24 protein-coding genes are annotated in these 23,591 nt (G+C 45.3%); 5 read left to right on the top strand and 19 right to left on the bottom strand.

Annotated elements, in window-relative coordinates:
- Window positions 1–135: 135 nt before the first annotated feature.
- From ST37_RS05535 to rpmH, 19 genes are all read right to left on the bottom strand, one after another.
- A complete protein-coding gene (locus ST37_RS05535) occupies window positions 136–558 on the bottom strand; it encodes a F0F1 ATP synthase subunit epsilon (RefSeq protein WP_084884495.1) in 423 nt (140 codons plus the stop codon).
- An 18-nt stretch (window positions 559–576) separates the two neighbouring features.
- Window positions 577–1,980 (bottom strand): F0F1 ATP synthase subunit beta, encoded by a 1,404-nt coding sequence (gene atpD / locus ST37_RS05530; RefSeq protein WP_084884494.1) that lies wholly within the window; start codon window positions 1,978–1,980, stop codon window positions 577–579.
- Between the two features lie 30 nt (window positions 1,981–2,010).
- Window positions 2,011–2,877 carry a F0F1 ATP synthase subunit gamma gene (atpG, locus tag ST37_RS05525; RefSeq protein ID WP_084884492.1) on the bottom strand — a complete coding sequence of 289 codons (867 nt, stop codon included), beginning with the start codon at window positions 2,875–2,877 and terminating at the stop codon, window positions 2,011–2,013.
- A gap of 41 nt (window positions 2,878–2,918) precedes the next feature.
- Complete coding sequence (atpA, locus tag ST37_RS05520; protein ID WP_084884490.1) at window positions 2,919–4,460, bottom strand: F0F1 ATP synthase subunit alpha; 1,542 nt, start codon at window positions 4,458–4,460, stop codon at window positions 2,919–2,921.
- Window positions 4,461–4,472: 12 nt separating this feature from the next.
- Complete coding sequence (gene atpH, locus ST37_RS05515) at window positions 4,473–5,006, bottom strand: F0F1 ATP synthase subunit delta (RefSeq protein WP_084884489.1); 534 nt, start codon at window positions 5,004–5,006, stop codon at window positions 4,473–4,475.
- A 14-nt stretch (window positions 5,007–5,020) separates the two neighbouring features.
- Window positions 5,021–5,491: a F0F1 ATP synthase subunit B gene (gene atpF / locus ST37_RS05510; RefSeq protein WP_084884487.1), complete on the bottom strand. Its 471-nt coding sequence runs from the start codon at window positions 5,489–5,491 to the stop codon at window positions 5,021–5,023.
- A gap of 57 nt (window positions 5,492–5,548) precedes the next feature.
- Window positions 5,549–5,806 (bottom strand): F0F1 ATP synthase subunit C, encoded by a 258-nt coding sequence (atpE, locus tag ST37_RS05505; RefSeq protein ID WP_084884486.1) that lies wholly within the window; start codon window positions 5,804–5,806, stop codon window positions 5,549–5,551.
- A 52-nt stretch (window positions 5,807–5,858) separates the two neighbouring features.
- A complete protein-coding gene (gene atpB / locus ST37_RS05500; protein WP_084884484.1) occupies window positions 5,859–6,668 on the bottom strand; it encodes a F0F1 ATP synthase subunit A in 810 nt (269 codons plus the stop codon).
- An 8-nt stretch (window positions 6,669–6,676) separates the two neighbouring features.
- Window positions 6,677–7,066 carry a F0F1 ATP synthase subunit I gene (locus ST37_RS05495; RefSeq protein WP_084884482.1) on the bottom strand — a complete coding sequence of 130 codons (390 nt, stop codon included), beginning with the start codon at window positions 7,064–7,066 and terminating at the stop codon, window positions 6,677–6,679.
- A gap of 171 nt (window positions 7,067–7,237) precedes the next feature.
- A complete protein-coding gene (locus tag ST37_RS05490) occupies window positions 7,238–8,128 on the bottom strand; it encodes a ParB/RepB/Spo0J family partition protein (protein ID WP_084884480.1) in 891 nt (296 codons plus the stop codon).
- A 24-nt stretch (window positions 8,129–8,152) separates the two neighbouring features.
- Complete coding sequence (locus ST37_RS05485; RefSeq protein ID WP_084884479.1) at window positions 8,153–8,929, bottom strand: ParA family protein; 777 nt, start codon at window positions 8,927–8,929, stop codon at window positions 8,153–8,155.
- A gap of 19 nt (window positions 8,930–8,948) precedes the next feature.
- Complete coding sequence (gene rsmG, locus ST37_RS05480; protein ID WP_084884477.1) at window positions 8,949–9,575, bottom strand: 16S rRNA (guanine(527)-N(7))-methyltransferase RsmG; 627 nt, start codon at window positions 9,573–9,575, stop codon at window positions 8,949–8,951.
- A complete protein-coding gene (mnmG, locus tag ST37_RS05475; RefSeq protein ID WP_084884475.1) occupies window positions 9,575–11,470 on the bottom strand; it encodes a tRNA uridine-5-carboxymethylaminomethyl(34) synthesis enzyme MnmG in 1,896 nt (631 codons plus the stop codon). Before mnmG ends, rsmG begins: the two co-directional genes overlap by 1 nt.
- Before the next feature lie 418 nt (window positions 11,471–11,888).
- A complete protein-coding gene (gene mioC, locus ST37_RS05470; RefSeq protein WP_084884473.1) occupies window positions 11,889–12,323 on the bottom strand; it encodes an FMN-binding protein MioC in 435 nt (144 codons plus the stop codon).
- 5 nt (window positions 12,324–12,328) lie between these two features.
- Window positions 12,329–13,690, bottom strand: coding sequence for a tRNA uridine-5-carboxymethylaminomethyl(34) synthesis GTPase MnmE (gene mnmE, locus ST37_RS05465; protein ID WP_084884472.1), 1,362 nt, complete (start codon window positions 13,688–13,690; stop codon window positions 12,329–12,331).
- Window positions 13,691–13,806: 116 nt separating this feature from the next.
- On the bottom strand, window positions 13,807–15,432 hold the full coding sequence (yidC, locus tag ST37_RS05460) for a membrane protein insertase YidC (RefSeq protein WP_084884470.1): 1,626 nt from the start codon (window positions 15,430–15,432) through the stop codon (window positions 13,807–13,809).
- A 2-nt stretch (window positions 15,433–15,434) separates the two neighbouring features.
- The gene (gene yidD / locus ST37_RS05455) at window positions 15,435–15,692 is read right to left on the bottom strand and encodes a membrane protein insertion efficiency factor YidD (protein ID WP_084884468.1); all 258 of its coding nucleotides are present in this window, start codon (window positions 15,690–15,692) and stop codon (window positions 15,435–15,437) included.
- A complete protein-coding gene (gene rnpA, locus ST37_RS05450) occupies window positions 15,659–16,015 on the bottom strand; it encodes a ribonuclease P protein component (protein WP_084884466.1) in 357 nt (118 codons plus the stop codon). The genes yidD and rnpA overlap by 34 nt, the downstream gene beginning before the upstream one ends.
- A gap of 12 nt (window positions 16,016–16,027) precedes the next feature.
- Window positions 16,028–16,162 (bottom strand): 50S ribosomal protein L34, encoded by a 135-nt coding sequence (rpmH, locus tag ST37_RS05445; RefSeq protein WP_009600312.1) that lies wholly within the window; start codon window positions 16,160–16,162, stop codon window positions 16,028–16,030.
- A 506-nt stretch (window positions 16,163–16,668) separates the two neighbouring features.
- On the opposite strand from rpmH, the gene dnaA reads away from it, so the two are divergent.
- The 5 genes from dnaA to ST37_RS05420 all read left to right on the top strand — a co-directional run bounded on the left by dnaA (window position 16,669) and on the right by ST37_RS05420 (window position 23,542).
- On the top strand, window positions 16,669–18,078 hold the full coding sequence (gene dnaA, locus ST37_RS05440) for a chromosomal replication initiator protein DnaA (protein WP_084884465.1): 1,410 nt from the start codon (window positions 16,669–16,671) through the stop codon (window positions 18,076–18,078).
- Between the two features lie 72 nt (window positions 18,079–18,150).
- On the top strand, window positions 18,151–19,251 hold the full coding sequence (dnaN, locus tag ST37_RS05435) for a DNA polymerase III subunit beta (RefSeq protein ID WP_084884463.1): 1,101 nt from the start codon (window positions 18,151–18,153) through the stop codon (window positions 19,249–19,251).
- A 17-nt stretch (window positions 19,252–19,268) separates the two neighbouring features.
- Window positions 19,269–20,348, top strand: coding sequence for a DNA replication/repair protein RecF (recF, locus tag ST37_RS05430; protein WP_084884461.1), 1,080 nt, complete (start codon window positions 19,269–19,271; stop codon window positions 20,346–20,348).
- Window positions 20,349–20,365: 17 nt separating this feature from the next.
- A complete protein-coding gene (gyrB, locus tag ST37_RS05425; protein WP_084884460.1) occupies window positions 20,366–22,783 on the top strand; it encodes a DNA topoisomerase (ATP-hydrolyzing) subunit B in 2,418 nt (805 codons plus the stop codon).
- Window positions 22,784–23,101: 318 nt separating this feature from the next.
- On the top strand, window positions 23,102–23,542 hold the full coding sequence (locus tag ST37_RS05420) for an Hsp20 family protein (protein WP_084884458.1): 441 nt from the start codon (window positions 23,102–23,104) through the stop codon (window positions 23,540–23,542).
- The last annotated feature ends 49 nt before the right edge of the window (window positions 23,543–23,591 follow it).

Here is a 23,591-nt window from a genome sequence, read left to right as displayed (position 1 = left end):
TCCCTAATAATTTACTCTTTCAGAAGTGTACACAAAATTACTCACGCAATTAAGTATCGGGAAAAAATTCGCAATGCAAATAAACAAAAAGGCAGCCTTCCGGCTGCCTTTTTCTCAATCATTAATCAAAAACGATTAACGACCGCGCTTGGTCAACTCGATTACTCGAAGCTGAGCAATGGCTTTAGCCAGTTCACTGGCCGCTTGAGCAAAGTCCATATCGCCATGCTGATTTTGGATATTCTCCACAGCTTTGCGTTTGGCTTCTTCTGCTTTCGCTGCGTCTAGTTCTTCACCACGGATAGCGGTATCAGCCAGTACAGTTGATGTACCAGGCTGAACTTCTACCATACCACCAGAGACATAAATGAACTCTTCGTGGCCGTGCTGCTTAACAATGCGCACCATACCAGGCTCAATAGCGGTCAGCAGCGGAGTATGACCATGGAAAATACCAAGTTCACCTTCGCTACCGGTCACCTGAAAGGTTTCAACGCGACCTGAGAACAGTTTCTCTTCTGCGCTAACCACATCTAGGTGAAAGGTTATTGCTGCCATATCGCCTCCTAATTAGCCTTATAGCTTCTTCGCATTCTCAAGAGCTTGGTCAATGTTACCGCAGTACATGAACGCTTGCTCTGGAATGTCATCGTATTCACCAGCTAGTAGACCTTTAAAGCCACGTAGTGTCTCTTTAAGAGGTACGTATACGCCAGGGTCACCAGTAAATACTTCCGCTACGTGGTAAGGCTGAGTAAGGAAACGCTCAATCTTACGTGCACGTGATACCACTTGCTTATCTTCTTCAGATAGCTCGTCCATACCTAGGATAGCAATGATGTCTTTAAGCTCTTTATAACGCTGAAGCGTGATTTGTACGCCTGTTGCGATATCGTAGTGCTCTTGACCAACGACCAATGGATCAAGCTGTCGTGAAGACGAATCCAATGGATCGATTGCTGGGTAAAGACCCATGGCTGCGATGTTACGGTTAAGAGTAACGGTTGCATCCAAGTGAGCAAAGGTGGTTGCTGGAGACGGGTCAGTCAAGTCATCCGCTGGTACATATACCGCCTGAATAGACGTGATAGAACCGGCTTTAGTCGACGTGATACGCTCCTGAAGCACACCCATTTCTTCTGCAAGAGTTGGCTGATAACCTACCGCAGATGGCATACGACCTAGAAGTGCCGATACCTCTGTACCCGCAAGGGTATAACGGTAAATGTTATCGATGAACAACAATACGTCACGACCTTCATCACGGAAGCGCTCAGCCATTGTTAGACCAGTCAGGGCAACACGTAGACGGTTTCCTGGTGGCTCGTTCATCTGACCATATACCATGGCCACTTTCGACTCTTCTGGATTCTCGACGTTTACAACGCCCGCTTCCTGCATTTCGAAGTAGAAGTCGTTACCCTCACGAGTACGCTCACCTACACCGGCAAATACTGAAAGACCAGAGTGTTGAAGGGCGATGTTGTTGATAAGTTCCATCATGTTAACGGTCTTACCAACACCTGCACCACCAAACAGACCGATTTTACCACCCTTAGCGAATGGACAAATCAAGTCAATAACCTTTACACCCGTTTCTAGAAGTTCAGTCACGTTAGACTGCTCTTCGTAGCTTGGTGCTGGACGGTGAATAGAGTAAAGTTCCTCTGCACCGACTTCACCGCACTCGTCGATTGGATCGCCAAGTACGTTCATGATACGACCTAGGGTCTTAGTACCCACTGGTACTGAGATTGGAGCGCCTGTATTTACTACTTCCACTCCACGACGTAAACCATCTGAGCTTCCCATTACGATACAACGAACTACGCCACCGCCTAGCTGTTGCTGAACTTCAAGAACAAGACGTTCTTTCCAGTCCGTTACGTTCAGAGCGTCATATACACCTGGTACATCACTCTGTGGGAACTCTACGTCGACTACCGCACCGATGATCTGTACGATCTTACCTGTAGCCATCGTTAAATCCTCTAATTTAGTTTCCTAAGCTTAAACCGCTGCTGCGCCACTCACAATCTCTGACAGTTCTTGTGTAATCGCCGCTTGACGCGCCTTGTTATACACAAGCTCTAACTCATCGATGAGGTTGGATGCATTGTCTGTTGCAGCTTTCATGGCAATCATTCGAGCTGCTTGCTCACACGCTAGGTTTTCTACAACACCTTGGTACACCTGTGACTCTACGTAACGCAACAACAGTGCGTCGAGTAGAACCTTAGGCTCAGGCTCATAGATGTAATCCCATGCATGATCGCGTTGCATTTCTTCGCTATCTGATTTAGGCAAAGGCAGTAATTGATCGATCGTTGGTTCTTGCGTCATTGTGTTAACAAAGCTGTTATACACCACATATAGACGATCCAGCTCTTCTTCGTTGTATTTCTCTAGCATCACGCCGACAGAACCAATCAAGTCTTCAAGGCTTGGTTCATCACCAAGTCCCGATACCTGTGCTGCCACTTTCGCGCCACTGTTGTTGAAGAAGGCGGTTGCTTTAGAACCAATAACAGCCAGTTCGATTTCAGCACCGTTCTCTTTCCATTCTTGCATGTCGATCATCGCCTTTTTAAAAAGGTTGATGTTCAAACCACCACACAATCCACGGTCCGTAGACACAATGATGTAACCCACTCGCTTAGCTTCACGCTCCTCTAGGTACGGATGTTTGTACTCTAGACTTGCATTAGCTATGTGACCGATCACTTTACGCATAGTTGTCGCGTATGGACGAGACGCTTCCATTGCATCGTTACTACGACGCATTTTTGAAGCGGCTACCATTTCCATCGCTTTCGTAATTTTCTGAGTGCTTTTCACACTACCGATTTTATTACGTATCTCTTTTGCGCCGGCCATTGTTACTCTCCATTAGGAGTGACAATTTCTGTCACTCACCTTTACCAAGTTTGGGTTGCTACAAACTCATCGACCAGCTTTTTAAGACCAGCTTCGATGTCATCGTTATAAGCACCAGTTTGGTCGATTTCAGTCGCAAGATCAGCGTACTGTGCACGAGCAAACGATAGCAACGCCGCTTCAAAGTCTAGAAGCTTGTTCAGTTCTACACTTTCTAGGTAACCACGCTCTACTGCGAAGATAACCAGAGCTTGGTCAAAAACAGACATTGGAGCGTACTGCTTCTGCTTCATTAGCTCAGTTACTTTCTGACCGTGGTCTAACTGCTTCTTAGTCGCTTCATCTAGGTCAGATGAGAACTGAGCAAACGCAGCAAGTTCACGGTACGCAGCAAGTGCTGTACGGATACCACCAGACAGTTTCTTAATGATCTTAGTTTGCGCTGCACCACCAACACGAGATACCGAGATACCCGGGTCTACCGCAGGACGGATGCCTGAGTTGAATAGTTCAGTTTGCAAGAAGATCTGGCCATCGGTGATAGAGATAACGTTGGTCGGTACGAATGCCGATACGTCACCCGCTTGGGTTTCGATAATTGGCAGTGCCGTTAGAGAACCGGTTTTACCTTTCACTTCACCATTGGTGAACGTCTCAACGTAGTGCTCACTTACACGTGCAGCACGCTCTAGAAGACGAGAGTGGAGGTAGAAAACATCACCAGGGAATGCTTCACGACCTGGTGGACGCTTAAGCAATAGTGAAATTTGACGGTAAGCAACAGCTTGTTTAGACAAGTCATCGTATACGATAAGAGCATCTTCACCGCGATCACGGAAGTACTCACCCATTGCACAACCAGCGTAAGGCGCTAGGTATTGTAGTGCAGCAGATTCAGACGCAGAAGCAACCACTACAATAGTGTTCTTCAGTGCATCGTGCTCTTCCAGTTTGCGTACTACGTTAGCAATAGTCGACGCTTTTTGGCCGATTGCTACGTAGATAGAGAAGATACCAGAGTTTTTCTGGTTAATGATCGCATCGATCGCCATTGCTGTTTTACCAGTTTGACGGTCACCGATGATCAGCTCACGCTGGCCACGGCCGATTGGGATCATTGAGTCAACAGATTTGTAGCCAGTTTGGACAGGCTGATCAACCGATTTACGATCGATAACCCCTGGTGCAATCACTTCGATTGGCGAAGATAATTTCGCATCGATTGGACCTTTACCATCAATTGGCTCACCTAGCGTGTTTACCACACGACCAAGCATCTCTGGACCCACAGGCACTTCAAGGATACGACCTGTACCAGTTACTTTTGTGCCTTCCTTAAGGTCGGCATATGGTCCCATTACAACAGCACCTACCGAGTCACGCTCGAGGTTAAGTGCTAGCGCGTAACGGCCACCCGGTAATTCAATCATTTCACCTTGCATTACATCTGCAAGGCCATGGATACGAATGATACCATCGCTTACCGAAACGATAGTGCCTTCATTGCGAGCTTCACTAACAACTTCGAATGACTCGATACGTTGTTTGATTAGATCGCTAATTTCCGTGGAATTAAGTTGCATTTTCAATCCCCATTAAGACTTCAAAGCGTCACTCAGACGACCGAGTTGACCTCGGGCTGAGCTATCAATGACTAAGTCTCCGGCTCGAATAATAACCCCACCAAGTAGGGTCTCATCTACACTGCAATTCAGCTTAACTTTGCGTTCTAGACGCTGCTCAAGTTTGCTGCTGATGTTTGCTTTTTGCTCGTCTGAGAGAACAGCGGCAGAAGTAATATCTACGTCGATCTCTTTTTCAAGCTCTTGCTTAAGCACAATAAATTGTGCACATACATCAGGAAGGGCCTCTAATCGGCCATTCTCAGCCATCACTTTAATAAAGTTTTGACCGTGCTCATCAACTTGGTCGCCACACACTGCTACAAAGATTTCACTTAGCCTATTGGCTGAAGTCGAACTTGTAAGAAGTTCATGAACCTGTTCATTGTTGGCAACTTCTGCAGCAAAAGTCAGCATTTGGCCCCATTGGTCCAACGCTCCCTTCTCTACAGCAAAGTCAAATGCTGCTTTAGCATAGGGGCGTGCGATAGTAGTCAAATCAGACATTTGCGCCCCCAGACTTAAAGTTTTGCAGTAATGTTGTCGAGAATATCTTTGTGAGCGGCTTCATCAATAGAGCGCTCCAAGATTTTCTCGGCACCAGCTAACGCCAGAGTGGCAACCTGTTTACGCAGGTCGTCGCGAGCTCGGTTACGTTCAGCTTCAATTTCCGCTTCCGCTTGCGCAAGAATCTTCTGGCGTTCCGCCTGAGCTTCTTCACGCGCTTCATCGACAATCTGAGCTTTACGCTTATTAGCTTGTTCGATCACTTCACTTGCAGTGCGCTTCGCTTCTTTCAACTGCTCAGAAGCGTTGGCTTGCGCTAGATCCAAGTTCTTTGCTGCGCGTTCGGCAGCAGACAGACCGTCAGCAATTTTTTTCTGACGCTCTTCGATCGCTTCCATGATTGGTGGCCATACATACTTCATGCAGAACCAAACAAACAGCGTAAACGATATAGCTTGACCTAGCAGAGTTGCGTTCATTTCCACAACAGCTACCCCTTCTTATTAATCAACGACAAAATCCAGTTTGTTTTGAGCTATTGATTAACCAGCAAGTTGACCAACAAATGGGTTCGCGAATGTGAATAGTAGTGCGATTACGATACCAATCATTGGAACCGCATCCAATAGACCTGCAATGATGAACATCTTAACTTGAAGCATTGGAGCCATTTCAGGTTGACGAGCCGCACCATCTAGGAATTTACCACCTAAAAGAGCAAAACCAATTGCTGTGCCTAGAGCACACATACCAACGATGATTGCTACTGCGATTGCTGAAAAGCTTAATACAGTTTCCATTACTATCTCCAAAAATAAAAATTGACGTATTGTCGTGTAAAAATTTTAAAACTTAATGATCACTATCTTCGTGTGCCATTGATAAATAAACAATGGTCAACATCATAAATACGAAGGCTTGAATGACGATAATTAGTATGTGGAAGATTGCCCATGGGAGCGAACCCATCCACTGTAAATACCATGGCAGCATTGCTGCACATAGAATAAACACTACCTCACCCGCGAACAAGTTACCGAATAGACGCATACCTAGTGACAGTGGTTTCGCCAGTAGCGACACAACTTCAATAAGTAGGTTAAACGGAATCATTGTCCAATGGTTAAATGGATGCAGTGCTAATTCGCGTGCAAAACCACCTAGACCTTTTACTTTGATGCTGTAATACACCATCAATGCAAAAACGCCTAGAGCCATAGCCATGGTGATGTTCACATCGGTAGTTGGCACTATCTTCAAATACGGGATACCTAGCCAGTGTTCTGCTGGGTATGGAATGAAATCGATTGGCACAAGGTCCAATACGTTCATCAATAGAATCCAACAAAATACCGTTAGGGCCAGTGGTGCTATCAGTGGGTTACGTCCATGAAAGGTGTCTTTGACGTTTTGGTCGACAAATTCAACTACCATTTCAACAAAACACTGCAACTTGCCTGGCACACCCGCTGTTGCTTTCTTAGCGACAGAGCGGAATATCCAAAGGAAAATCACGCCCATCAAAAAAGAAAAGAACAAGCTATCTATGTGTACGTTCCAGAAACTTCCCTCTTCCACCAGTCCTAATTTGGTCAATGACAAATTGGTTAAGTGGTGAGTGATGTAACCGGACTGTGTTAGCGCTTCACCTGGCGCAGCCATAACATGTCCTATTTGTTATTGTTAATGAAAAATACTGGCGCAAAGATATGAATCCCTAATACCAGCAAATAGGTTAGTGTGAGTGGAACGAGTTCCACATCGGTATACACGAGGACAACAGAAAACAGAGCGACGGTGATGAGAATTTTAAGAACCTCACCGGTGTAGAAAAGTGCTGCGACTAATTTAGCCGCTCGTGCACCAACAAATAGGAAGGCACACAACGAGAACACCATATTTGCAGTCACAATAATTGCGCCACCAATAAAAGATGCAATCGCCCACTCTACACTGACCGACAATGCCATGCCTGCAGCCACAAAAATAACCGCTGCTATCTCAATCGTTATCAATCGCTTTGCAAGCGTTCGTCCCGGTTTCGCTAGAGCCGCTACCATGTATTCTTACCTCTTAAACGTAATTCAATAAAGAACATCATACCGTTAAATTACGTTAGAAAAAATTATACGAACTGTTACGCCGAGTCGCAATATCAACTCGCCACAATCTGTATGTTTCACAACACTAAACACTATGCGTGTGACACAGCGCAATATTTTTGATTTAAATCAATTATCGTGCGTACTTTGCAACTTTTTAATTAAGCTTTCAAGCGATTCTTTGTCGTCCACTGTGATGAGAAGTTTTGCACTGCCGTCCGCACCTGAGTTGATTGTCACCTTAGCGTCAAATTGCTGGGAAAGTGTGTGACACCATGTGTCAGATTGTGGGTGTGGTGGAACAATGACCGCAGGCTCTGGCGGATTAAGATGCTTTTTGACCAGTTGCTCTGTCTGTCTAACGGTCAATTTTTTGTTAGACACCTGCTCGGCAACATTAACTTGTTGTTCACCTTCTAGTGCAAGTAATGCTCGTGCATGCCCCATATCGAGCATTTTTCGCTCAACCAGTTGCTTCACTTCTAATTCAAGTTGATTAAGACGCAATAGGTTGCTGACCGTTGCTCTAGACTTGCCTATGACTTCTGCCACTTGATGATGAGATAGTTCGAATTCAGTTTGCAAGCGCTCTAATGCCTGCGCTTCTTCGATGGCATTGAGATCTTCACGTTGAATATTTTCAATGAGTGCCATGGCAATAGCCGCTCTGTCTTGAACGTTTTTCACCAAGCAAGGGACGTGACTCAGACCGGCTTTGCGAGCAGCACGCCAACGACGTTCACCGGCAATAATTTCGTAGCGCTGTTCACCCACTCGGCGAACAACGATAGGTTGGATAATACCTTGAGATTGAATGGAGGATGCCAACTCTTCAAGAGCATCGCTTTGCATGTCTTTTCGCGGTTGATATACCCCTGGCTGTAATTGGGATATCACCAACTCTTGCAATTCGCCGTCTTGCGTCTTTGCTTCTGGCTGTTGACTGGCTTTTGATTCACGCGCGAGTGCGCTGGTTGCAAGTAAGGCGTCTAACCCCTTACCTAAGCCCCTTTTCGACATGGGATTTCCTTTATTTTTAGATTTTTATGCGACCACTTCTTCTTCACGTCTAAGCATTTCTCCAGCAAGCGCTAGATAGGCCTTAGCTCCAGCTGAATATTTGTCGTAATACATAGCAGGTTTGCCGTGGCTTGGCGCCTCGGCTAAACGAACATTCCTAGGAATAACGGTTCGATATACTTTGCTGCCAAAATGCTGCTTAAGTTGCTCAGACACTTCATTTGAAAGACGATTGCGCGGGTCATACATGGTGCGCAATATACCTTCAATTTTGAGTTTGTCGTTAACGACTGCAGCCAGTTTACTGATGGTGTCCATTAATGCCGTTAAGCCTTCCAACGCAAAATATTCACATTGCATTGGTACCAAAACAGAGTCAGACGCAGCCATTGCATTGATGGTTAATAAATTCAATGAAGGCGGACAATCGATAAAGATATAGTCGTAATGATCTTTTACCGTTGAAAGGGCATTTTTAAGGCGGACTTCTCGAGCAAACACTTCCATAAGTTTGATTTCAGCGGCGGTCACATCACCGTTGGCACCGATAAGATCGTACCCTCCAGTAGGTGAAGGGCATACAACACTGGCAAATGGCGTTTCTTCGACCAATAGGTCGTAGGCAGTAAACTCAATAGAATACTTGTCGACACCGCTGGCCATTGTTGCGTTGCCTTGTGGGTCGAGGTCTATTACCAACACTTTGCGTTTTGTGGCGGCCATTGACGCGGCCAAATTGACACAGGTCGTGGTTTTACCCACGCCCCCTTTCTGATTGGCAATCGAAATAATTCTGCCCACGGTTTAAACCTCGTCCTTTTTATTTGCGACTTAAGATTACAAGATGTCGCTCACCTTCCAACTTAGGAACTGCTAAAGCTTTGATTGAGATCACACTGCACCATTCAGGAAGCTCAGATTGCTCCTGATCACTCACCTGTCCCTTGAGGGCATAAAATACCCCATTTTCGGATGGCAAATGGTGACACCACTCAACCATATCACGCATTGAGGCAAATGCTCGACTCAGAACGCCGTCAAATCCTTGTTCAGAATGATACTCTTCCACTCGACTTTGTACAGCATCGACATTGGAGATCCCGAGTTCGTGAAGAACTTGCTTAATGAACCGGATCCTTTTTCCTAAGCTGTCGAGCAGAACAAACGATTTGTCTGGATTCATTATCGCCAAAGGAACTCCAGGGAGTCCAGGACCTGTACCCACATCGATAAATCGGCTGCCAGCAAGATCTGGACTCACCACAATACTGTCCATAATGTGTTTAACTAGCATCTCTTGCGGATCACGTACCGAGGTTAAGTTGTAGGCCTTATTCCACTTGTTGAGCATCTCGACATAACCGACAAGCTTGGCTTGTTGCTCGGCCGAAACCTCTATACTGGACTCACTAATCAATTGTTCAAGCTGACTGGCTAATTGACTCATTAAGCAACCTCACCCTTTTTTAGCATGCCTTGTTTCTTTAGGTAAACCAATACGATAGATATTGCTGCTGGAGTAACTCCAGGAATACGTGAGGCAATACCTACAGTTTCAGGTTTAGCGTCCGTCAGTTTTGCCATGACTTCATTCGATAGACCTTTGACTTGTGTATAATCGAATGTCATTGGAATCGGCGTATTTTCATGACGAAGTGATTTTTCTATCTCGTCTTGCTGACGCTTAATGTAGCCTTCATATTTCACTTGAATCTCAACCTGATCGGCGGCGTCAGTGTCGGACAATGCCGGTGCGAACGCATCGAGGCTGGTCAATTTGTGATACGTCAACTCTGGTCGACGTAATAGATCTTCACCGCTAGCTTCTCGAATCATTGGTGTTTTCAGCAACTCATTGAGTGCTTCTACACCTTCAGATTTAGGGTTGATCCATGTTTCTTTAAGTCGCTGACGTTCTTTGTCGATGTTATCCATTTTTTGATTAAATCGTTCCCATCGAAGATCATCAATCAAACCTAATTCACGAGCCTGCTCAGTCAAACGAATATCGGCGTTGTCTTCACGTAATAACAATCGATATTCTGCACGAGAGGTAAACATTCGATAAGGTTCTTTCGTTCCCATGGTAGAAAGATCATCAATCAACACACCTGCATAAGCTTGATCACGTCGTGGAGACCAACCTTCTTTGTCCTGGCTGTATAAACTGGCGTTAAGACCAGCCATTAACCCTTGCGCTGCCGCTTCTTCGTATCCAGTCGTACCATTGATTTGCCCCGCAAAGAACAATCCATGCATGTGCTTAGTTTCGTAAGTTTTCTTGAGGTCTCTTGGATCAAAAAAATCATACTCTATCGCGTACCCAGGTCGAACGATGTGCGCATTTTCAAACCCTTTCATCGAACGAACAATTTTTATCTGAACATCAAACGGTAAGCTAGTTGAAACTCCGTTAGGGTAAAGTTCATGAGTATCGAGGCCTTCAGGCTCCACAAAAATTTGATGGCTATTTTTGTCGGCGAAACGCATCACTTTATCTTCAATCGATGGACAGTAACGTGGACCAATCCCTTCAATCGCTCCTGAATACAATGGAGAACGATCCAAATTGTTACGGATCACTTCATGGGTTGATTCGTTAGTGTGAGTGATGAAGCAAGGGATCTGTCTTGGGTGTTGCGTCCGATTTCCCATGAAAGAAAACACTGGTGTAGGATCATCACCGTGTTGCACTTCTAAGACTGAAAAATCAACACTGCGTGCATCGATACGAGGTGGGGTGCCGGTTTTTAGTCGATCCACTCTAAAAGGAAGTTCTCGTAAACGATTCGCTAATGCGATAGACGGTGGATCTCCGGCCCGGCCGCCTGACGCGCTTTCCATGCCAATATGGATCTTTCCACCAAGAAATGTACCAACGGTAAGCACCACCGCTTTGGCGTAAAATTTGAGTCCCATTTGAGTTACAGCGCCAATCACTCGATCGTTGTCAACGATCAGGTCATCAACAGATTGTTGAAACAAAGTAAGGTTTGGTGCGTTCTCAAGTGCATGACGAACGAAGGCTTTATAAAGTGATCTATCTGCTTGAGCTCGCGTTGCGCGTACAGCTGGACCTTTTGAAGCGTTTAACGTTCTAAACTGGATACCTGCATGATCGATGGCTTGTGCCATTAATCCGCCCATGGCGTCCACTTCTTTTACTAAATGGCCCTTACCGATCCCACCAATGGCGGGGTTACATGACATTTGTCCTAAAGTATCAATGTTATGCGTAAGAAGCAGTGTTTTTTGACCTGTGCGGGCTGACGCTAGTGCGGCTTCCGTTCCAGCATGGCCACCACCAACAACGATCACATCAAATTTTTCATGGTATTGCATGAATCACCTCAGGCAGTCGAGCAAGCTCATATTGAATAAATGGGGGAGCGTATTCTACCTGTTTTGGTCGAAACAGAGAATCCTTATTTTCACTTAGGATCTTAACTATATTATTTAAGATCTCTATATAGATCTTTTATTAGATCTATTATTAAGGGAGCCTCTTTCTGTGGATAACTCAAAAATGATCAATAAGATCATGGATCAAAAACAGATCAAAGCTGTGCTGATCCCTTGATCTAGATCCCGATAAGCTGGGATCAACTTATGTAGTTATTCACAACGCAAGAGGTTAAAAAAACTAGTACAGTGGATAAACTCAGGATCCTCACCGGATAACTCTACTTTTATACACAATAGATCGAAAAAAAATCGGCCTAAATGTGACCGATTATTTTCATAATGAAGTGGTGAAGACTTAAAAAAGGTCTGCGTGAGACTCAAACCACTCACTAACAGCATCTTCTGGGACTGGATATTGTTGAACGTCGATGCAAAACAGTTCGCTTAGAGCTGTCCCACCTATATCTTCCAATAGATGATGTGCATGCTTGCCTGCCGCGCAGAAAGTATCATAGCTTGAATCACCAACGGCAATTGTAATGTAGCGTACGTCACTCATTTTTGGTGGTGTGTTTTGTAGGGCTTGAATAAAGGGTTGAATGTTATCTGGGTAGTCTCCAGCGCCATGAGTAGATGTGACGATAACCCAAGTGCCACTTGCTGGAATAGCGCTGAGATCAGGCGCTGTATGCAGTGTGCTGGTGATCCCTTTATCAGTCAGTAAATCGGCGAGGTGTTCAGCAACATACTCGGTGCCGCCTAGCGTACTGCCAATGATTATTTCAGCCATTGTGCTTATTTCCCTATACAAAAAGATGAGAATATTCGGCCAAGCAGGTCATCAGAGCTGAATTCGCCGGTGATTTCATTGAGATATTGTTGAGTGATCCTAAGCTCTTCGGCAAGAATTTCGCCCGCCATGTAGGACTCTAATTGAGTTTGACCAATGTGGAGATGCTGCGAAGCGTTATCGAGAGCATCAAGGTGGCGACGTCTCGCCAAGAAACCCCCTTCGTTGCTTCCACTGTATCCCATACACTGCTTTAAATGTTCTTTAAGGTCAGCAACCCCTTGCCCAGACTTAGCTGATAGTCTGATTAGTGTAGGATCGTTAACGTGGCAAATACCTATTTGCTCGTCGGTTTGATCGCATTTATTGCGGATCACCGTTATGCCTAGGTTGCTTGGCAGTCTATCTGAAAATTCTGGCCAAATATCTTGTGGAGTCGTTGCCGTGGTGGTCGTACCGTCTACCATGAATAAGACGCGATCCGCTTGCTCTATTTCTTCCCAAGCTCGTTCAATACCAATGCGTTCGACTTCGTCAGTGGCTTCACGTAATCCTGCTGTATCGATGATGTGCAAAGGCATTCCGTCTATGTGTATGTGCTCTCTGAGCACGTCTCGGGTCGTGCCAGCAATATCGGTGACGATGGCGCTGTCTTTACCAGATAGAGCGTTGAGCAAACTGGATTTACCCGCATTTGGTCTCCCTGCGATCACAACCTTCATGCCTTCACGAATTATCGCACCTTGCTTCGCTTCATTTCGTACTGCCGCCAGTTGCGACACTATGGCGTCAAGATCGGCACTGACTTTACCATCGGCTAGAAAGTCTATCTCTTCTTCAGGAAAGTCGATGGCGGCTTCAACATAGATTCGTAAGTGAATAAGCGACTCTACGAGTTGATGAATTTTATGAGAAAACTCTCCTTGGAGGGAGTTGAGTGCCGACTTGGCAGCGTGTTCAGAGCTTGCATCAATCAGGTCGGCGATGGCTTCTGCCTGTGTGAGATCCATTTTATCATTGAGAAAAGCACGCTCTGTAAACTCGCCTGGATTGGCTATACGAATATCATCAATTTCTAAAATTCGTTTGATGATCATATCCATAACAACAGGCCCACCATGGCCTTGCAGTTCGAGCACATCCTCTCCAGTAAACGAGTGAGGATTTGGAAAATAGAGAGCGATACCTTGATCGATCTGGCTACCATCGGATGCTAAGAATGGCAGATATTCCGCACGCCTTGGTGTGATAGATTTTCCCAGTACATACTTAGCCACTTGATCGGCTTTTGGACCAGATACACGAATGATCCCAACACCACCTCGGCCTGGTGCAGTCGCTTGTGCGATGATCGTTTCGGTTGTCATAGTATCTCTCTTATTTCGTTGGTGACATTGGGAGCGCTTCCCAGTTGAAATTGTAAACAGTTCCATTAAAAAAGGCGACCATTGGCCGCCTTTGTTTTTGCACTGTCAGCTAACGCTTATTTAGCCTTGCTGTGTAAGCCTTTCTTCTCTAGCGAACGGTAAATGAGCGTTTGCTGAATAAGGGTTACGATGTTTGATACCAACCAGTATAGAACGAGACCTGATGGGAACCATAGGAAGAAGAACGTAAACATCACCGGCATAAAGGTCATGATCTTCTGCTGCATCGGGTCTGTTACTGTGGTCGGGCTCATCTTCTGGATCAAGAACATACTTGCACCCATTAGCAGTGGCAAGATGTAGTATGGGTCTTGCGCTGACAAGTCGTGAATCCAACCAAAGAATGGAGAGTGACGCAGTTCAACCGATTCCATCAGTGCCCAGTAGAGCGCGATAAAAATAGGCATCTGTAGAATCAGAGGTAAACAACCACCAAGTGGGTTCACTTTCTCTTTCTTATACAGCTCCATCATCTCTTGGCTCATGCGCTGGCGGTCATCACCAATACGCTCACGCATTTCTGTCAGCTTAGGCTGCAGCATACGCATTTTTGCCATCGAGGTGTACTGAGCTTTAGTCAGTGGGTACATTGCACCACGTACAATGAAGGTCAATGCCACAATAGCTAGACCCCAGTTAATCACCACACTTTGAATCATCGACAGAAGCCAATGCAGCGGTTTCGCGATGAACCATAGCCAACCGTAGTCGACAACAAGATCAAGGTGCGAAGCTGTTGCTGCCATTTGGTCTTGCAGTTTAGGACCAATCCAAAGGGTTGCTTTGATAGTAGACGTATCGCCCGTTGCGATTGTGGCGTTAGGCATACGAACACCGATGTCGCCGACATTGCCGATTACACGAGTATATAGCGATGTACCAGGTTGCTCGCGAGGGATCCAAGCTGTTGCGAAGTAGTGCTGGATCATCGCAGCCCAACCTTGACCGTTTGGCAACTGAATGGACAAGTTACGATCTTGCATGTCGTCAAAGCTGTATTTTACGTAACGCTTATCTTCTGACGAGTAGGCACCGCCGCGATAGGTTGGCATGGTGATGCTGCCACCTGCGTCTTTCAAACTTTGGCGCAAGTGTGCGTACATACCAAAGGTCGCGTTGTTGCCGGAGTTGTTGGCAACGCTATATTCAACGTCAACTGCGTAATTATCACGTTTAAGCACAAATGTTTTAGTGTAGTCGATACCATTTGCACTGTACGTCATTGGAACACGAAGTTCGTCTTGACCGTCAGCGAGGTTAAATTCGTCGGCTTGAACGGCGTAAACAGGGCGAGACGTATTGCTAAGGTCGATACCTTGAGGACCCACTAAGCCACTTTGAGCAATGAATTGGTGACCTTGGATATTTTCAAGAAGGACAAAACGTTCTTCTGATTCAAGTTCATTGGCGTATTGATTTAATTCTGCGTAAACGACATCACCACCATTACTATCGATGTGTAGAGTCAACACATCGGTATTTACAGTAATCAACTTACTTGATACTGCATTTTCTGGTGCTGGATCCAAACTATCGTTGGAATACGTTGGGGCTGGCAAGGCCGTATCGGTCGTGGCCGGGTTTGTCGCTACTGGCGGGTTCTTATATTGCTGCCATTGTTGAAATAGCAAAAATGAAACGAACGCTAGAGCGATAAACAGGATATTACGTTGTGTACCCATCGTTATTTATCTCTATCAGTATGGTTTTTGGGAGGTACGGGATCGTAGCCGCCATCGTTTAAAGGGTGGCATTTTAATAGACGTTTGCCAGATAACCAACAACCTTTTACAAATCCATGCACTTTTAATGCTTCTATGGCGTATCGAGAGCAGGTTGGGTGGAATCGACAACGAGGTCCAATAAGGGGGCTAATCCCCAGTCGGTATAGATAAACTAAGCCAATGGCTAACCACGCGAGGGGCGAGACAGTCTTTGCCATAGTTTTTCAAATAATTTAAATAACTCGTCATTAGAAAGGCTTGCAGCGCTCTTTTTGGCGATAACTACAAAGTCTTTTTGAGGTAATTGGTGTTGATTTAAGCGAAAACTCTCTCTTGCAAGGCGCTTGAAGCGATTGCGACCAGGAGCAGTTTTGATTTGTTTCTTAGGAACAGCTAAACCGAGACGAGGGTGTGAAAGGGTGTTGTTGCGAGCAATTATGGTCAGATGCGGGGAACCAGCGCGGTGCGCTTTCTCAAAAACTCTTTGGTAATGCTCGGGAGTTAAGAGTCTTAACTCCCGATTAAAGTCGTACGAATTCAAAATAAATCGCGATTATTTTGAAAGACGCGCACGGCCTTTTGCACGACGTGCATTGATTACTTTACGACCGTTCTTAGTCGCCATGCGAGCACGGAAACCGTGGCTGCGCTTACGCTTTAGAACTGAAGGTTGAAAAGTGCGTTTCATGGTTATTACCTTTACTGATCAGTAGTTTTCAGGTTTTGCCCAAACCCGACGTGGGAACTTATGTTCTTCTATAAAGAAGTACGTGTCCGACGTCTCTCAACAAAAGAGGCGGAATTGTAATCACTGACCCGTCTTGAGTCAACAACTGGATTTGGGAAATTCCGGTCGGCGGATTATACGCTTTGTGATATAAATCTCAAGGATCTTTCGCGATCGCATTTTAAACACAGCTAAAACGTGACCTATACACACCTTATTTCGACTATTTTTATTTTGGGGACAACTTAATAACAGCGGGAATAACCTGAGCGTAAGCTGGGGAGTGAAAACGTTTAATGTGGGTAATTTTGTGTATATCCATGACGATCGTTGTAAAACTCAGGCAGAAACTGTTAATAACTTAGATCTTATTCACTGATCTGACGATCTATTAGTGGCGATCTTGATAGAGTGGGGGTAAAATCCTTTCTCTTATATTTTTGTTGATCTTAGCGGGTAGGGTTCCGGTGTCGTCGTCATTATGGATGCAATGTTTGCAGCAGTTACAGGAAGAACTGCCTGCAACCGAATTCAACATGTGGGTTAAGCCGCTACAAGCGGAGTTAGATGGAAATACATTAACCTTGTTTGCTCCAAACCGTTTTGTGTTGGACTGGGTTCGCGAACGTTATTTAAATCGCATCAACCGTCTACTTAACGAATTTTGTGGTAACGATATCCCTGGACTGCGCTTTGAAGTAGGCAATAAGCCTGCAAGTAGCGCAGCAAAGCCGGTTGCCCAGCGCACAGCGGCAGAAGTCGTTGCTGCTTCGTCTGCGCCAGCTCAATTACAAGCAAATCAAGCACCTAATCAAACTTGGAACAATAGTGACCTTGATGTAACGGACATTTCTCACCGTTCTAACGTCAATATGAAGCACAAGTTCAACAACTTTGTTGAAGGTAAATCCAACCAACTTGGATTGGCTGCAGCGCGTCAAGTTGCTGATAACCCTGGTGCGGCCTACAACCCACTGTTTCTATACGGCGGAACAGGCCTAGGTAAGACGCACTTGTTGCATGCCGTGGGCAATGCCATCGTCGACAACAACCCGAATGCTAAAGTCATTTACATGCATTCTGAGCGATTTGTCCAAGATATGGTGAAAGCGCTTCAAAACAATGCAATTGAAGAGTTTAAACGCTACTACCGAAGTGTCGATGCACTGCTCATTGATGATATTCAATTTTTTGCTAACAAGGAACGTTCTCAAGAAGAATTTTTCCATACGTTTAATGCGCTATTGGAAGGCAATCAGCAGATCATCTTGACCTCTGACCGATACCCCAAAGAGATTAATGGGGTAGAGGATCGACTCAAATCTCGATTTGGATGGGGCTTAACCGTAGCGATCGAGCCGCCAGAGCTTGAAACTCGCGTCGCGATTTTGATGAAAAAGGCCGAAGATCACCAAATTCATCTTGCTGATGAAGTTGCCTTCTTTATTGCAAAACGTCTTCGTTCTAATGTTCGTGAGTTGGAAGGGGCGCTTAACCGTGTTATTGCCAATGCCAACTTTACCGGACGACCAATTACCATTGATTTTGTTCGTGAAGCTCTGCGGGACTTACTCGCACTGCAAGAGAAACTTGTTACCATCGACAATATTCAAAAGACCGTTGCTGAGTACTACAAAATTAAAGTGGCGGATCTGTTATCAAAACGTCGCTCTCGTTCAGTGGCTCGACCTCGTCAGTTAGCGATGGCATTAGCAAAAGAACTCACAAACCACAGCTTACCAGAGATTGGTGATGCGTTTGGTGGCCGTGACCATACCACTGTGTTGCATGCATGCCGAAAAATCGAGCAGCTGCGTGAAGAAAGTCACGACATTAAAGAAGATTACTCGAATTTGATGCGTACCTTGTCATCATAGGCAATTATTCTCATAGTGTGCGAACGCACACCGTTTAATTTATTCGGCTCATTGTCTCGGAAGACATTTATCATGCGATTTACTATACCTCGTCAAACATTACTTAAGCCACTTCAGCAAGTGTCAGGCTCATTAGGTGGCCGACCTACTTTGCCCATTCTTGGGAATTTGCTGTTAAAAGTCGATCAAGGCACTTTATCGATGACAGCAACGGACTTGGAAGTGGAGTTGATAGCCAATGTGGCTTTAGAAGGCGACTTCGAACCAGGCAGTGTCACGGTTCCAGCGCGTAAGTTTCTTGATATTTGTCGAGCATTGCCAGATAGCGCTGAGATCACGTTTAGTTTAGACGCAGAACGCGCCTTAGTTCGTTCAGGCCGTAGCCGATTTACATTGGCCACATTACCCGCCATGGATTTCCCAAACATCGAAGACTGGCAAAGTGATATTGAGTTGACTCTAACTCAAGCGGACCTTAAAGGGCTAATTGATAAGACTCAATTCTCTATGGCGAATCAAGACGTTCGTTATTTTTTGAACGGAATGCTGTTTGAATTTGATGGTAATACTGTTCGCAGTGTCGCCACCGATGGTCACCGCATGGCGGTTGCAAAAACAGAAGTAAGCGCTAACTTAACCCAACAGCAAGTGATTGTGCCGCGTAAAGGCGTGCTTGAGTTGGCGAAGTTATTGGATCAGCCCGATCAGTCGGTCACACTACAAATCGGCAGCGCCAATATACGCGCTAAAGTGAATGCGTTTACCTTTACCTCAAAATTAGTGGATGGTCGCTTCCCAGACTATCGCCGAGTACTGCCAAGCAATACCGATAAAACGTTGGAAGCGGACTGTGAATTACTCCGCCAATTGTTTATGCGTGTTGCCATCTTATCGAATGAAAAATTTCGTGGCGTGAGAGCCAATTTTGGTGGCGAAGAAATGCGTGTGACCGCAAACAACCCAGAACAAGAAGAAGCCGAAGAAGTACTGGACGTTAACTACCAAGGTGACGCACTGGAGATCGGTTTTAACGTCAGTTATGTGCTTGATGTGCTTAACACATTACGCTGTGAATCGGTGCGCTTTTCAATGAGTGATGCCAACGCCAGTGCATTAGTTGAAAATGTTGATGATGACAGCGCAATGTACGTTGTTATGCCAATTCGTTTGTAGGCGTTTTACATACTTTAATGCCACTTACTCGACTCAGTTTGACGCAATTTAGAAATATTGCTGGGTGCAGCTTGGATCTGTCACCTGGCTTTAACTTTGTTGTCGGAGCGAATGGCAGCGGTAAAACATCGCTGCTTGAAGCGATATATTTGTTGAGTCATGGACGTTCATTTCGTTCAAACCTGACAGGTAGAATCATCCAAAATGAGCACCAAGAGCTGTTTGTTCATGGCCGTTTTTTGACCGCTGATCAATTTGAGCTACCAATTGGCATTAATAAGAAGCGTGATGGCTCGTCAGAGGTTAAAATAAGCGGTCAATCTGGACAAAAGTTGGCGCAGCTTGCTCAAGTTATGCCCGTGCAAATGATCCACCCAGATGGTTACGAATTGCTGACCGATGGACCAAAATTTCGCCGGTCGTTTATCGATTGGGGTGTGTTTTATAGTGAAGCTGAGTTTTTTGATGCATGGGGGCGAGTAAAACGCCTACATCGACAGAGAAACGCATTGTTAAAAAACGCCTCGTCGTATGCTCAGTTGGTTTATTGGGATAAAGAATTAGCGCCCTTGGCCGAAAAAATCAGCCAGTGGCGCAATGATTATGTTGAGCAGCTGCTTCCGTATTTGAAGGAGCTGTGCGCTCAGTTTTTGCCCGAATTTGAGATTGATTTTAATTACTATCGAGGTTGGGATAGGCAGACTGCCTACCATGAAATTTTAGAAAAGAACTTCGAGCGAGATCAAGGCTTAGGGTATACCTTTAGCGGCCCGAATAAGGCGGATCTAAAAGTAAAAATAGCAGGGACACCCGTTGAAGATGTCCTGTCTAGAGGACAGTTAAAATTGTTGGTGTGCGCATTAAGATTGGCTCAAGGGCAGCATCTTTCTGAGTCCACCAACAAAGAGTGTATTTATCTGGTTGATGATTTTGCGTCTGAGTTAGACGCAACACGTCGTCAACGTTTAGCCGAGTGTCTTATTAAGACCAAGGCACAAGTATTTGTAAGTTCTATTACAGAGGCACAGATTGCCTCCATGTCCACTGAAAATAGCAAGATGTTTCATGTGGAACATGGCAAAATAGAACAAGGATAATTAGTAGAGAGAAACTCATGGCAGAAAATTACGATTCTTCGAGTATTAAGGTACTTAAAGGTCTGGATGCGGTGCGCAAGCGTCCTGGCATGTACATTGGTGACACCGACGATGGCACTGGTCTTCACCACATGGTATTCGAGGTCGTGGATAACTCCATTGACGAAGCGTTGGCTGGACACTGTAATGACATCATAGTGACAATCCACGAAGATAACTCGGTTTCTGTGAAAGATGATGGCCGTGGTATCCCTACCGAACTGCACGAGGAAGAAAATGTTTCCGCGGCAGAAGTTATCATGACGGTGTTGCACGCCGGTGGTAAGTTTGATGACAACTCGTACAAAGTGTCGGGTGGCCTGCACGGTGTGGGTGTTTCGGTAGTGAATGCATTGTCAAAACAAGTCACGTTGACCATTCAGCGTGGTGGTGAAATTCATAGCCAAACGTATCGTCATGGTGAGCCTCAAGCCCCATTAGCGGTGACCGGTCAGACAGACCAAACGGGTACTGAAATCCGTTTTTGGCCAAGTGAAGAAACGTTCACTAACATCGAATTTCATTACGATATTTTAGCTAAGCGTTTACGTGAACTGTCGTTCCTAAACTCTGGCGTATCGATCAAGCTTGTGGATGAGCGTGAGGAAGATAAGTCTGATCACTTTATGTTTGAAGGCGGTATTCGAGCATTTGTTGATCACCTGAACACCAATAAAACGCCTATTATTCAAAAGATCTTCCATTTTGATACAGAGCGCGAAGACGGTATCACCGTTGAAGTCGCAATGCAGTGGAATGACGGTTTCCAAGAGAACATTTACTGTTTTACCAATAACATCCCTCAACGTGATGGTGGTACTCACTTAGCGGGCTTCCGCTCTGCGTTAACTCGTACCCTGAACACGTTTATGGATAAAGAAGGCTTTTCTAAGAAAGCCAAAGCAGCAACGTCTGGCGACGATGCTCGTGAAGGCTTAACCGCCGTTATTTCGGTGAAAGTGCCTGATCCTAAGTTCTCAAGCCAGACCAAAGACAAGCTTGTTTCGTCAGAAGTGAAATCGGCGGTAGAGTCAGCAATGGGCGAAAAGCTGTCTGAGTTCCTTGTTGAAAACCCAGGCGAAGCTAAAATTGTTTGTTCTAAAATCATTGATGCAGCCCGTGCTCGTGAAGCCGCGCGTAAAGCTCGTGAAATGACTCGCCGTAAAGGCGCATTAGACCTTGCTGGTTTACCCGGTAAACTGGCGGATTGTCAGGAAAAAGATCCAGCATTATCTGAACTCTACATTGTGGAGGGTGACTCTGCTGGCGGGTCAGCAAAACAGGGTCGTAACCGTAAGAACCAAGCGATATTGCCTCTGAAAGGTAAAATTCTAAACGTTGAAAAAGCACGCTTTGACAAAATGCTGTCGTCGCAAGAAGTAGCAACGCTTATCACTGCATTAGGCTGTGGTATCGGCCGCGATGAGTACAACCCAGATAAGCTGCGTTACCACAACATCATTATCATGACCGATGCCGATGTCGATGGTTCTCACATCCGTACCTTGCTGCTGACATTCTTCTACCGTCAAATGCCAGAGCTTATTGAACGCGGTTACATCTATATTGCTCAGCCACCACTTTATAAAGTGAAAAAAGGCAAACAAGAGCAGTACATTAAAGATGAAGACGCGATGGAGCAATACCAAACCAGTCTGGCCTTGGACAATGCTTCATTACACGTTAATGCTGACGCACCAGGCATTTCTGGTGAAGGCTTAGAGCAGCTAGTTACACAATATAAGAATGCAATTGCTGCTGCAAACAAGCTAAAGCGTCGCTTCCCAGAAGCGATTATGCATGAGCTGGTTTATGTTCCACGCTTGACTGCGGAAGATTGCCAAAGTGATGATAAAGTTCAAGCTTGGGGTGAGCAGCTAATTAAGCAGCTTAATGCGAAAGAGATTGGAGCAAGTCAATACACCTTAGAAGTTGAAAAACATGAAGAGCTTAATATCAGCTTGCCTAAAGTGATCGTTAGAACACACGGTGTGACACATGAGCACGTTCTTTCTGTTGAACTGTTTGGTACTAAAGAGTACCTGAAGCTTGCGGACCTTTCTGAAACATTGGATGGACTGCTGGAAGAAGGTGCCTTCATCAAGCGTGGTGAACGTGTACAAGTTATCGCAGATTTTGTTAGTGCTCTTGAGTGGCTACAAAAAGAATCTCGTCGTGGCTTGAGTCTACAGCGATACAAAGGACTGGGTGAGATGAACCCTGACCAACTTTGGGAGACCACTATGGACCCAGATACTCGCCGTATGATGCAAGTGACTATTGAAGATGCAGTAGGTGCGGACCAGTTGTTTACCACGTTAATGGGTGACCAAGTAGAGCCACGTCGTAACTTCATCGAAGAGAATGCTCTAAAAGTAGCAAACTTGGACGTGTAGATCGCAATAATCGACAAATTGACTAAAAAGCACTGCCTTAGGGTGGTGCTTTTTTATGCACCTAAGTTTTTTTAATATATCCCTTGAAACCCCATTTTCCGGCCCCTATATCTATTGGTGAAGAGGATGCCTACTAAGGGCCTCTGAAACCGCAGACCGAACATCGCTCAATTGAGGATGCGATGGCTGCATACAACTTAAATCCATCCCTGCATGTCGTTCATTGCGGCCATACGGCGTAATACATAATGAATGCTGAGGGAACTTAGTCTCTCTATGAATGAGGGCTAAGACTATTGCTTAATAAAGGATAGTATTATGAGAACTGTAGATTTCACCCCCCTATACCGCAACGCTATCGGCTTTGACCGTCTATTAAACTTGATGGAAGCGAATGGCAACAAAAATGCTTCTGGCGGCTACCCTCCATACAATATTGAACAACAAGATGAGCATAGTTATCGCATCACCATGGCAGTTGCTGGTTTTGCTGAGGATCAATTGGATCTCACTCAAAAAGAAAATGTGTTGATTGTAACCGGAACTCGTAAACCAGAAGAAAACAAAAACTATGTGTACCAAGGAATAGCGCAGCGCGACTTCGAGCGTAAATTCCAGTTAGCCGATTACGTTAAAGTGATTGGTGCAAGTATGGAAAATGGCCTGCTGCACATTAGTCTAGAAAGAGAAATTCCAGAAGCGATGAAGCCTCGTAAGATTGAAATTGGTCAATCTCGTCCATTATTAGAAAACGATTAATATTTTCATCACCAGATACTAAGGAGCGCAATGCGCTCCTTTTTTATGC

The organism is Vibrio sp. qd031 (genome assembly GCF_002100145.1).
Taxonomy (GTDB): domain Bacteria; phylum Pseudomonadota; class Gammaproteobacteria; order Enterobacterales; family Vibrionaceae; genus Vibrio.
This window is presented reverse-complemented; position numbering and strand designations above follow the sequence as displayed.

What these genes read in the sequence shown, in the direction of transcription:
- ST37_RS05490 (WP_084884480.1), bottom strand. Translation starts at nt 8,128, where the DNA reads ATGTCGAAAAGGGGCTTAGGTAAGGGGTTAGACGCCTTACTTGCAACC.
- ST37_RS05420 (WP_084884458.1), top strand. Translation starts at nt 23,102, where the DNA reads ATGAGAACTGTAGATTTCACCCCCCTATACCGCAACGCTATCGGCTTT.
- rpmH (WP_009600312.1), bottom strand. Translation starts at nt 16,162, where the DNA reads ATGAAACGCACTTTTCAACCTTCAGTTCTAAAGCGTAAGCGCAGCCAC.
- atpA (WP_084884490.1), bottom strand. Translation starts at nt 4,460, where the DNA reads ATGCAACTTAATTCCACGGAAATTAGCGATCTAATCAAACAACGTATC.
- yidD (WP_084884468.1), bottom strand. Translation starts at nt 15,692, where the DNA reads ATGGCAAAGACTGTCTCGCCCCTCGCGTGGTTAGCCATTGGCTTAGTT.
- atpH (WP_084884489.1), bottom strand. Translation starts at nt 5,006, where the DNA reads ATGTCTGATTTGACTACTATCGCACGCCCCTATGCTAAAGCAGCATTT.
- ST37_RS05535 (WP_084884495.1), bottom strand. Translation starts at nt 558, where the DNA reads ATGGCAGCAATAACCTTTCACCTAGATGTGGTTAGCGCAGAAGAGAAA.
- yidC (WP_084884470.1), bottom strand. Translation starts at nt 15,432, where the DNA reads ATGGGTACACAACGTAATATCCTGTTTATCGCTCTAGCGTTCGTTTCA.
- atpE (WP_084884486.1), bottom strand. Translation starts at nt 5,806, where the DNA reads ATGGAAACTGTATTAAGCTTTTCAGCAATCGCAGTAGCAATCATCGTT.
- atpG (WP_084884492.1), bottom strand. Translation starts at nt 2,877, where the DNA reads ATGGCCGGCGCAAAAGAGATACGTAATAAAATCGGTAGTGTGAAAAGC.
- dnaN (WP_084884463.1), top strand. Translation starts at nt 18,151, where the DNA reads ATGCGATTTACTATACCTCGTCAAACATTACTTAAGCCACTTCAGCAA.
- gyrB (WP_084884460.1), top strand. Translation starts at nt 20,366, where the DNA reads ATGGCAGAAAATTACGATTCTTCGAGTATTAAGGTACTTAAAGGTCTG.
- ST37_RS05495 (WP_084884482.1), bottom strand. Translation starts at nt 7,066, where the DNA reads ATGGTAGCGGCTCTAGCGAAACCGGGACGAACGCTTGCAAAGCGATTG.
- rsmG (WP_084884477.1), bottom strand. Translation starts at nt 9,575, where the DNA reads ATGAGTCAATTAGCCAGTCAGCTTGAACAATTGATTAGTGAGTCCAGT.
- atpB (WP_084884484.1), bottom strand. Translation starts at nt 6,668, where the DNA reads ATGGCTGCGCCAGGTGAAGCGCTAACACAGTCCGGTTACATCACTCAC.
- recF (WP_084884461.1), top strand. Translation starts at nt 19,269, where the DNA reads ATGCCACTTACTCGACTCAGTTTGACGCAATTTAGAAATATTGCTGGG.
- mnmE (WP_084884472.1), bottom strand. Translation starts at nt 13,690, where the DNA reads ATGACAACCGAAACGATCATCGCACAAGCGACTGCACCAGGCCGAGGT.
- mnmG (WP_084884475.1), bottom strand. Translation starts at nt 11,470, where the DNA reads ATGCAATACCATGAAAAATTTGATGTGATCGTTGTTGGTGGTGGCCAT.
- mioC (WP_084884473.1), bottom strand. Translation starts at nt 12,323, where the DNA reads ATGGCTGAAATAATCATTGGCAGTACGCTAGGCGGCACCGAGTATGTT.
- atpD (WP_084884494.1), bottom strand. Translation starts at nt 1,980, where the DNA reads ATGGCTACAGGTAAGATCGTACAGATCATCGGTGCGGTAGTCGACGTA.